An 8,213-nucleotide genomic window follows, 5' to 3' on the forward strand; every position below is an offset into this window, starting at 1 on the left:
ACTGGCGCTGCCCGCGCGGCTCCTCGACGGACACGCCGGTCGCGAGGATCCTCGCCCGTTCCGCCTACCGCTCGAGCACCACGACCCGGAACCTGCGCACCGTCGAGAGGCTCGCGACGGCGTGACGTCCGCGGCCGTGGCAGGGCCGTCTCCGGGCTCCGCGAGCGGCGCCTCGGGGCGCCTCCGACCTCGGGAGGCGAGGAATCGGGGCTGAGAGCACGCACATTCTTTGGTTAGGCTGTCCTTAGTGCCGGTCCACTCGGACCCTGCGCCGCCTCCCGCACAGCCTCTCGAAAGGGACCCATGCCCCGCGCCACCACGCCCCTCGCCCTGCTCGCTGCCACCGCGCTGACGATCGGCCTCGCCGGCTGCAGCGGCTCGGCCGCCGGAGACGCCGCCGCCGCCGACAGCGGCTTCACGCCGATCACGATCGAGCACGCTCTCGGCACCACCACCATCGAGTCGGCCCCCGAGCGCGTGGCGACCGTCAACTGGGCCAACCACGAGGTCCCGCTCGCGCTGGGTGTCGTCCCCGTGGGCATGGCCGCCGCCAACTTCGGCGACGACGACGGCGACGGGCTCCTCCCCTGGGTGAGCGAGAAGCTCGACGAGCTCGGCGCCGAGACCCCCGTCCTCTTCGACGAGACCGACGGCATCGACTTCGAGGCAGTCTCGGACACCGACCCGGACGTCATCCTCGCCGCCTACTCCGGCCTCACGCAGGAGGACTACGACACCCTGAGCGAGATCGCCCCCGTCGTCGCCTACCCCGAGACCGCCTGGGGCACCTCCTGGCGCGACATGATCACGCTGAACAGCGAGGCGATGGGCAGGGCCGACGAGGGCGCCGCCCTGATCACCGAGCTCGAGGGCGAGATCGAGGAGAAGGTCGCCGCGCACCCGCAGCTGGCCGGCACCTCGGCGATGTTCCTCACCCACGTCGACCCGACGGACCTCAGCCAGGTCAGCTTCTACACCTCGCACGACACCCGCCCCGCGTTCTTCGAGGACCTCGGCATGGCGACCCCGGGCAGCATCGCCACCGCCTCCGCCGCGACCGACAAGTTCTCGCTCACGCAGAGCGCTGAGCAGGCCGACGCCTTCAGCGACGTCGACGTGATCGTCACCTACGGCGACGACGAGCTCGTGAGCACCCTCAAGGCCGACCCGCTGCTCTCGCAGATCCCCGCGGTCGCCGACGACGCCATCGTGCGCCTGCCCTCCACCCCGCTCGGCACCGCCGCCAACCCGACGCCGCTCTCGATCTCGTGGGTCCTCGACGACTACCTGGACCTGCTCGACGAGGCCGCCGCCAAGGCCGCGCAGAGCACTCCGGCCGCCTGAGCCGGGACCCGACCCGCGTGACCCTCGCCGCTCCTCCCGCCGCCTCGGGCGTCGCCGCCGTGCGCCGCCCGAGGCGGCTGCGCGCCCTCTGGCTGGTCGCGGCCGTGGCCGTGCTGCTCGCCGCCGCCGTGGTCTCGGTGCTGGTGGGGTCGCGGGAGGTGGCGTGGAGCGACGTGGTCGCCGCGTTCGGCGGGTCCACGGACGGGTTCGCGCAGGCCGCGGTCGCCAAGCGCATCCCGCGCACCGTGCTCGCCGCGATCGCGGGCGCGGCCCTCGGCGTCGCCGGCGTGCTGATGCAGGGGGTGACCCGCAATCCGCTGGCCGACCCCGGCATCCTCGGGGTGAACACCGGAGCCTCGCTCGCGGTCGTGACGGGCATCGTCTTCTTCGGGCTGACGAGCTCCGCCGCCTACGTCTGGGTCGCGATCGGCGGGGCCGCGGTCGCCGCGGTCTTCGTCTACACGGTCGGGTCGCTCGGGCGCGGCGGCGCGACTCCGCTCAAGCTCGCCCTGGCCGGGGCCGCCACCTCGGCCGCGCTGGTCTCGGTGATCAGCGCGATCGTCCTGCCGCGCGCCGACATCGCGGGCGGCATCCGCTCCTGGCAGATCGGCGGAGTGGGCGGCGCGACGTCCGCGAGCATCGCGCAGGTGCTCCCCTTCCTCCTGGCCGGCCTCGTCCTCTGCGTGCTCTCGGCCAAGAGCCTCAACACCCTCGCGCTCGGCGACGAGCTCGCCGCGGGCCTGGGGGAGCGGGTCGCCCTCGCGCGCGGCGGGGCCGCCCTGGGCGCGGTCGTGCTCTGCGGAGCGACGACCGCGGTCACGGGGCCCATCGGCTTCGTCGGCCTGGTCGTCCCGCACGCCTGCCGCCTCCTCGTCGGCGTCGACCACCGCTGGCTGCTGCCGTTCTCGGCGGTGACCGGCGCCGTGCTCCTGATCGCGGCGGACATCGTCGGCCGCGTCGTCGCGCGCCCGAGCGAGATCGACGTCGGCATCGTCACCGCGCTGGTCGGCGCCCCGGTGTTCATCGCGATCGTCCGCCGCCAGAAGGTGCGCGAGCTGTGACCGCGCTGCTCGAGGCGCCCTCCGCCACCGCCCGCGCCGTCGCCGCCGGCCGCCGCCGCCGCGGGGCCCGCCGCCGGATCGTCGTCGCCGTGCTCGCGGTCCTGATCGCGGCCGTCCTCGCCGTCTCCCTGCTGGTCGGCCAGACCGTCTACTCGCCCGACGAGGTGCTGCGCGTGATCCTCGGCGAGCAGGTGCCGGGCGCGAGCTTCACCGTCGGGCGCCTCCGCCTCCCGCGCGCCGTCCTCGCCCTGCTGGTGGGCCTGTGCTTCGGGCTCGGCGGAGTGAGCTTCCAGACCATGCTCCGCAACCCGCTCGCCAGCCCCGACATCATCGGGATCAGCGCCGGGGCGAGCGCCGCCGCGGCCTTCGCGATCGTGACGCTCTCGCTCGGGGCGGCGCAGGTCTCGGCCCTCGCGATCGTCGCGGGACTCGTGGTCGCCCTGCTCGTCTACGCCCTGTCCTACCGCAGCGGAGTCGCCGGCACCCGGCTGATCCTGATCGGCATCGGGGTCGCCGCGATGCTCGACTCCCTCACCGCCTACGTGCTCTCGCAGGCCGCCGCGTGGGACCTGCAGGAGGCGTCCCGCTGGCTCACCGGGAGCCTCAACGGCGCGAGCTGGAGCGAGGTCGTGCCGGTCCTCGCCGCGGTCGTCGTCCTCACCCCCGTCCTGCTCTCGCGCTCGCGCGACCTCTCCGCCACGCAGCTCGGCGACGACACCGCCTCCGCGCTCGGCATCCGCGTGACCGCCACCCGCCTCGTCGTGATCGTCGCGGCGGTCGGGCTGATCGCCTTCGCGACCGCCGCCGCCGGCCCGATCGCGTTCGTGGCCTTCCTCTCCGGTCCGATCGCCGCCCGCCTGATCGGGCCCGGCGCGTCGCTCCTCATCCCCTCTGCCCTCGTCGGCGCGCTGCTCGTGCTCGTCGCCGACTTCGTCGGGCAGTTCGGGCTGGGCCTGCGCTACCCGGTCGGAGTGGTCACCGGCGTCCTCGGGGCGCCGTACCTCGTCTACCTCATCGTCCGCAGCAACAGAGCGGGAGGCTCACTGTGACCACCGCGCACACCCTGACAGCCGAGGGGGTCACCCTCGGCTACGGCGACCGGACCGTCGTCGACGGCCTCGACCTCGTCGTCCCGCCCGGCCGCATCACCGCGATTGTCGGAGCGAACGCCTGCGGCAAGTCGACGCTCCTGCGCTCGATGTCGCGCCTGCTCGCGCCCCGCTCCGGCGCCGTGCTGCTCGACGGCAGGGCCGTGCACCGGACGCCGGCGAAGCAGCTCGCCCGCACGCTCGGCCTTCTCCCGCAGTCGCCGATCGCCCCGGAGGGCATCACCGTCGCGGATCTCGTCGGCCGCGGCCGCCATCCGCACCAGGGGATGCTGAGCCGCTGGAGCGCCCACGACGACGAGGCCGTCGCGACCGCGCTCGACGCGACCGACACCGCCGCCCTGGCCGACCGCTCCGTCGACGAGCTCAGCGGCGGGCAGCGCCAGCGCGTCTGGATCGCGATGGCCCTCGCGCAGGAGACCGACGTGCTGCTGCTGGACGAGCCGACCACCTTCCTCGACGTCAGCCACCAGATCGAGGTGCTCGACCTGCTCGTCGACCTCAACCGCACCCGCGGGACGACGGTGGTGATGGTGCTGCACGACCTCAACATGGCCGCCCGCTACGCCGACCACCTCGTGGCGATCGCGCACGGCGCGGTGCACGCCTCCGGCACCCCGGCCGCGGTGCTCACCGAGGAGACGGTGCTCGCCGTGTTCGGCCTCGACAGCCGCATCATCACCGACCCGACCTCGGGCACTCCGCTCATGCTCCCCCTCGGGCGGCACCGCCTCGCCCCCGCGCGGATCGACGCCCCCGGCGGCGCGCAGATGACGGACGTGTAAACGGTTCCACACGGCGGCCGGGGGGCGTATACGATACCTGCAGTCCGCGGCGGACGACCGTCATCGGCGGAACCGCCGAACGCCTGCCCCCGATCAGAGGTCCTCCCCGCCGTGACTGCATCCCCGACGCGCCCCGACGCCTCCGCCCTCCGCGGCGTCCGCGCGCTCCTGTTCGACCTCGACGGCGTGCTCACGCCGACCGCCGACGTCCACATGCAGGCCTGGTCGCGGCTGTTCACGGAGTACCTCTCCTCGCGCGGGATCGCCGAGGGCTACACCGACGCCGACTACTTCCGGTACATCGACGGACGCCCGCGCTACGACGGCGTCCGGGCGCTCCTCGCCTCGCGCGGCATCACCCTCCCCGAGGGCGCGCCCGAGGACGACCCGTCGCTCGAGACCGTCTGCGGGCTCGGCAACCGCAAGAACGACGCCTTCAACCGCACCCTCGCCGAGACCGGCGTCGCTCCCTACCCGGGCTCGCTCCGCTTCGTCGACGCCGCGATCGCCGCGGGTGTGCAGGTCGCCGTCGTCACCTCCTCCCGCAACGGCGTGCCGGTGCTCGAGGCGGCCGGCCTCCGCGACCGCTTCGAGGTCGTCGTGGACGGGCTCCTCGCCGCCGAGCGGTCGATCGCCGGCAAGCCCGCGCCCGACACCTACCTCTACGCGGCCGAGCTCCTCGGCCTCCCGGCCGCCGAGTGCGCCGTCCTCGAGGACGCGCACTCCGGAGTCGCGGCAGGCCGCGCGGGCGGCTTCGGCCTCGTCGTCGGCGTCGACCGCGGAGTCGGGGCCGACACCCTGCTCGAGCACGGCGCCGACCTGGTCGTGGACGACCTGGCCGAGCTGCTCCCCTTCCTCCCCACCGCTCCCGCCCCCGAGGACGCCGCATGAACCCCATCACCTCCGACCCGCTCGACCGGAACCGCTTCCCGATCGACGAGTGGGCCCTCGTCGAGACCGAGTTCGCCTCCGAGCTGCAGGGCCGCACCGAGACGCTCTTCGCCACCGGCAACGGCTACCTCGGCCTCCGCGGCAACGTGGAGGAGGGGCGCGACGGCTACGCCTACGGCACCTTCATCAACGGGTTCCACGAGACCTGGCCCATCCGCCACGCGGAGGAGGCGTTCGGCTTCGCCCGCGTCGGCCAGACCATCGTCAACGTGCCGGACGCCAAGATCATCCGCCTCTACGTCGACGACGAGCCCTTCGTGCTGAGCGAGGCCGACGTCCTCGCCTACTCGCGCCGCCTCGACTTCGCGAACGGCGTGCTCACCCGCGAGCTGGAGTGGCGCACCCCCTCCGGCAAGCGCGTCCTGATCCGCTCGCGCCGCCTGGTCTCCTTCACCGACCGGCACCTCGCGATCCTCGACTACGAGGTCGAGATGCTCGACCACGACGCGTCCGTGCTGATCTCGAGCCAGATCCTCAACCGCCAGGACGGCGTCGACGAGTACCACGCCCCCTCCGGCAGCGAGGGCGCCGGCTTCGACCCGCGCAAGGCGGAGTCGTTCGAGGACCGCGTGCTCCAGCCGCGCCTCAAGCGCGTCAGCGGCACCCGCTACCTCCTCGGCTACCGCACCACCAACTCACAGATGACCGTCGCCTGCGGCGCCGAGCACCAGCTCGAGACCGAGAACGAGTGGGACCAGACCTCCCAGATCGACGACGACCTCGCCAAGCACGTCTACCGTGTGAAGGCCAAGGCCGGCCGGCCGGTCCGCCTGGTCAAGACGCTGACCTACCACACCTCCCGCGGCGTGCCCGTGCGCGAGCTCGCCGACCGCTGCGACCGCACGCTCGACCGCGCCCGCGAGACGCCGGTCGAGGAGCAGTTCGTCAAGCAGCGCGAGTGGCTCGACGACTTCTGGACCCGCTCCGACGTGCAGCTGGACGGCCAGCCCGCGATCCAGCAGGCCACCCGCTGGAACCTCTTCCAGCTCGCTCAGTCCACCGCCCGCACCGACGGCGGCGGAGTCGCGGCCAAGGGCGTCTCGGGCTCCGGCTACGGCGGCCACTACTTCTGGGACACCGAGGTCTACGTCCTCCCGTTCCTCAGCTACACGGCGCCCCTCGTCGCCCGGAACGCCCTGCGCTTCCGGCAGAACATGCTCGAGGCAGCCCGGGCGCGCGCCTCCGAGCTCAACCAGCGCGGCGCGCTCTTCCCCTGGCGCACCATCAACGGGCAGGAGTCGTCGGCGTACTACGCCGCCGGCACCGCTCAGTACCACATCGACGCCGACATCTCCTACGCGCTCATGCAGTACGTGGGCGCCACGGGCGACGACGACTTCCTCGCCCGCGGAGCGATCGACATCCTCGTCGAGACCGCGCGGATGTGGGCCGATCTGGGCTTCTGGCGCAGCAACGGCGACGACCACTTCCACATCCACGGAGTGACGGGGCCGGACGAGTACACGACCGTCGTCAACGACAACCTGTACACGAACGTCATGGCCCGGGCGAACCTCCGCTCGGCCGCCCGCGCCGTCGAGCTGCTGAAGGCCGTCGAGCCCGCCGCGTACGAGCGGATGGCCGACCGCCTCGCTCTCGACGAGGGCGAGGTGCTCGAGTGGGCGCGCGCCGCCGAGAAGATGCACATCCCCTTCGACGCGCGGGCGGGCATCCACCCGCAGGACGCGGCCTTCCTCGAGAAGGAGCTGTGGGACCTCGAGAACACCCCCGCGAGCAAGCGCCCGTTGCTGCTGCACTTCCACCCGCTGGTGATCTACCGCTTCCAGGTGCTCAAGCAGGCCGACGTCGTGCTCGCGCTGCTGCTGCAGGGCAACGAGTTCACCGCCGAGCAGAAGCGCGCCGACTTCGAGTACTACGACGCGCTGACCACCGGCGACTCGACCCTCTCGGCCGTCGTGCAGTCGATCATCGCCGCCGAGGTCGGCTACAGCGACCTGGCCCGCCACTACTTCCTGTCGGCGCTGTTCGTCGACCTCGCCGACCTGCACCGCAACACCGCGGACGGCATCCACGTCGCCTCGACGGGCGGCGTCTGGAGCGCCCTCGTCTACGGCTTCGGCGGGATGCGCGACCACGGCGGGCGGATCACGCTCGACCCGCGCCTTCCCGACGACTGGGACCGCCTCGCCTTCCGCATCACCCTCCACGGCACGCGCGTGCGCGTCGAGGTGACGCAGACCGAGGTCCTGCTGACGGTCGAGACCGGCGACTCCGCCGCGATCACCGTCCGCGACGAGCGCGTGCACGTCGCCGCCGGCAGCCCCGTGCGCGTCCCGCTCACGCACCAGGGCCGCCGCCTGCACGGCGCGCCGACCACGTCCGACATCGAGGGCACCCGCCGCTCCGACGGCACCGTGATCACCGCCTCGATCCCCACCATCTCGATGACCCCCGAGCCCGAGGTCCTGACCGGGCCCTGAGCTGACCCCGCGAACATCGCCCACGACGCGCGAGACCCCCGGCCGGAACCGGGGGTCTCATGCGTCGCGGGCGGGCGGAGCCGCCCGGACCGGATGCGTCAGGCGGAGGCGAGCAGCGACTGCAGCGCGGACGTGAAGAACGTCAGCCCGTCGACGCCCGAGCGCATCGCGGCGGCCGTGTCGGGCCCGAAGCCCTCCTCAACGGCGTGCTCCGGGTGCGGCATGAGCCCCACCACGTTGCCGCGGCGATTGCTGATGCCGGCGATGTCGTTCATCGAGCCGTTCGGGTTGTGGCCGAGGTAGCGGACGACGACGCGTCCCTCCGCCTCGAGCTCGAGCAGCGTGTCGGCCGAGGCGATGTAGCCGCCCTCGCCGTTCTTCAGCGGGATCGTGATCTCCTGGCCGGGCTCGAAGCCGTTCGTCCAGGCGGTCTCGGTGCTCGCGACCATCAGGCGCTGGTCGCGGCAGACGAAGGACCCGATGTCGTTCGCGATCAGGCCGCCGGGCAGCAGGTGCGCCTCGGTG

At 73.0% G+C, this 8,213-nt stretch carries 7 protein-coding genes; 6 read left to right on the forward strand and 1 reads right to left on the reverse strand.

Annotation, left to right across the window (positions count from 1 at the left end; all coding sequences use genetic code 11):
* Positions 1–303: 303 nt before the first annotated feature.
* From C5C27_RS15725 to C5C27_RS15750, 6 genes are all read left to right on the forward strand, one after another.
* On the forward strand, positions 304–1,344 hold the full coding sequence (locus tag C5C27_RS15725) for an iron-siderophore ABC transporter substrate-binding protein (RefSeq protein ID WP_104314877.1): 1,041 nt from the start codon (positions 304–306) through the stop codon (positions 1,342–1,344).
* Between the two features lie 17 nt (positions 1,345–1,361).
* Positions 1,362–2,405, forward strand: coding sequence for an iron ABC transporter permease (locus C5C27_RS15730; protein ID WP_104234258.1), 1,044 nt, complete (start codon positions 1,362–1,364; stop codon positions 2,403–2,405).
* Positions 2,402–3,454: an iron ABC transporter permease gene (locus C5C27_RS15735; RefSeq protein ID WP_258066820.1), complete on the forward strand. Its 1,053-nt coding sequence runs from the start codon at positions 2,402–2,404 to the stop codon at positions 3,452–3,454. The genes C5C27_RS15730 and C5C27_RS15735 overlap by 4 nt, the downstream gene beginning before the upstream one ends.
* Positions 3,451–4,296, forward strand: a complete 846-nt coding sequence (locus C5C27_RS15740) for an ABC transporter ATP-binding protein (protein WP_104314878.1) — start codon at positions 3,451–3,453, stop codon at positions 4,294–4,296. The genes C5C27_RS15735 and C5C27_RS15740 overlap by 4 nt, the downstream gene beginning before the upstream one ends.
* A 111-nt stretch (positions 4,297–4,407) precedes the next feature.
* Positions 4,408–5,187 (forward strand): HAD family phosphatase, encoded by a 780-nt coding sequence (locus C5C27_RS15745; RefSeq protein WP_104222739.1) that lies wholly within the window; start codon positions 4,408–4,410, stop codon positions 5,185–5,187.
* Positions 5,184–7,688 carry a glycoside hydrolase family 65 protein gene (locus C5C27_RS15750; RefSeq protein WP_104222738.1) on the forward strand — a complete coding sequence of 835 codons (2,505 nt, stop codon included), beginning with the start codon at positions 5,184–5,186 and terminating at the stop codon, positions 7,686–7,688. The genes C5C27_RS15745 and C5C27_RS15750 overlap by 4 nt, the downstream gene beginning before the upstream one ends.
* A gap of 98 nt (positions 7,689–7,786) precedes the next feature.
* On the opposite strand, the gene C5C27_RS15755 is transcribed toward C5C27_RS15750, so the two are convergent.
* Positions 7,787–8,213: phosphoribosylformylglycinamidine synthase subunit PurQ (locus C5C27_RS15755; RefSeq protein ID WP_181133567.1), on the reverse strand; the 427-nt coding region annotated here is incomplete at its 5' end.

The organism is Rathayibacter sp. AY2B7, from assembly GCF_002931635.1.
Taxonomy (GTDB): Bacteria; Actinomycetota; Actinomycetes; order Actinomycetales; family Microbacteriaceae; genus Rathayibacter.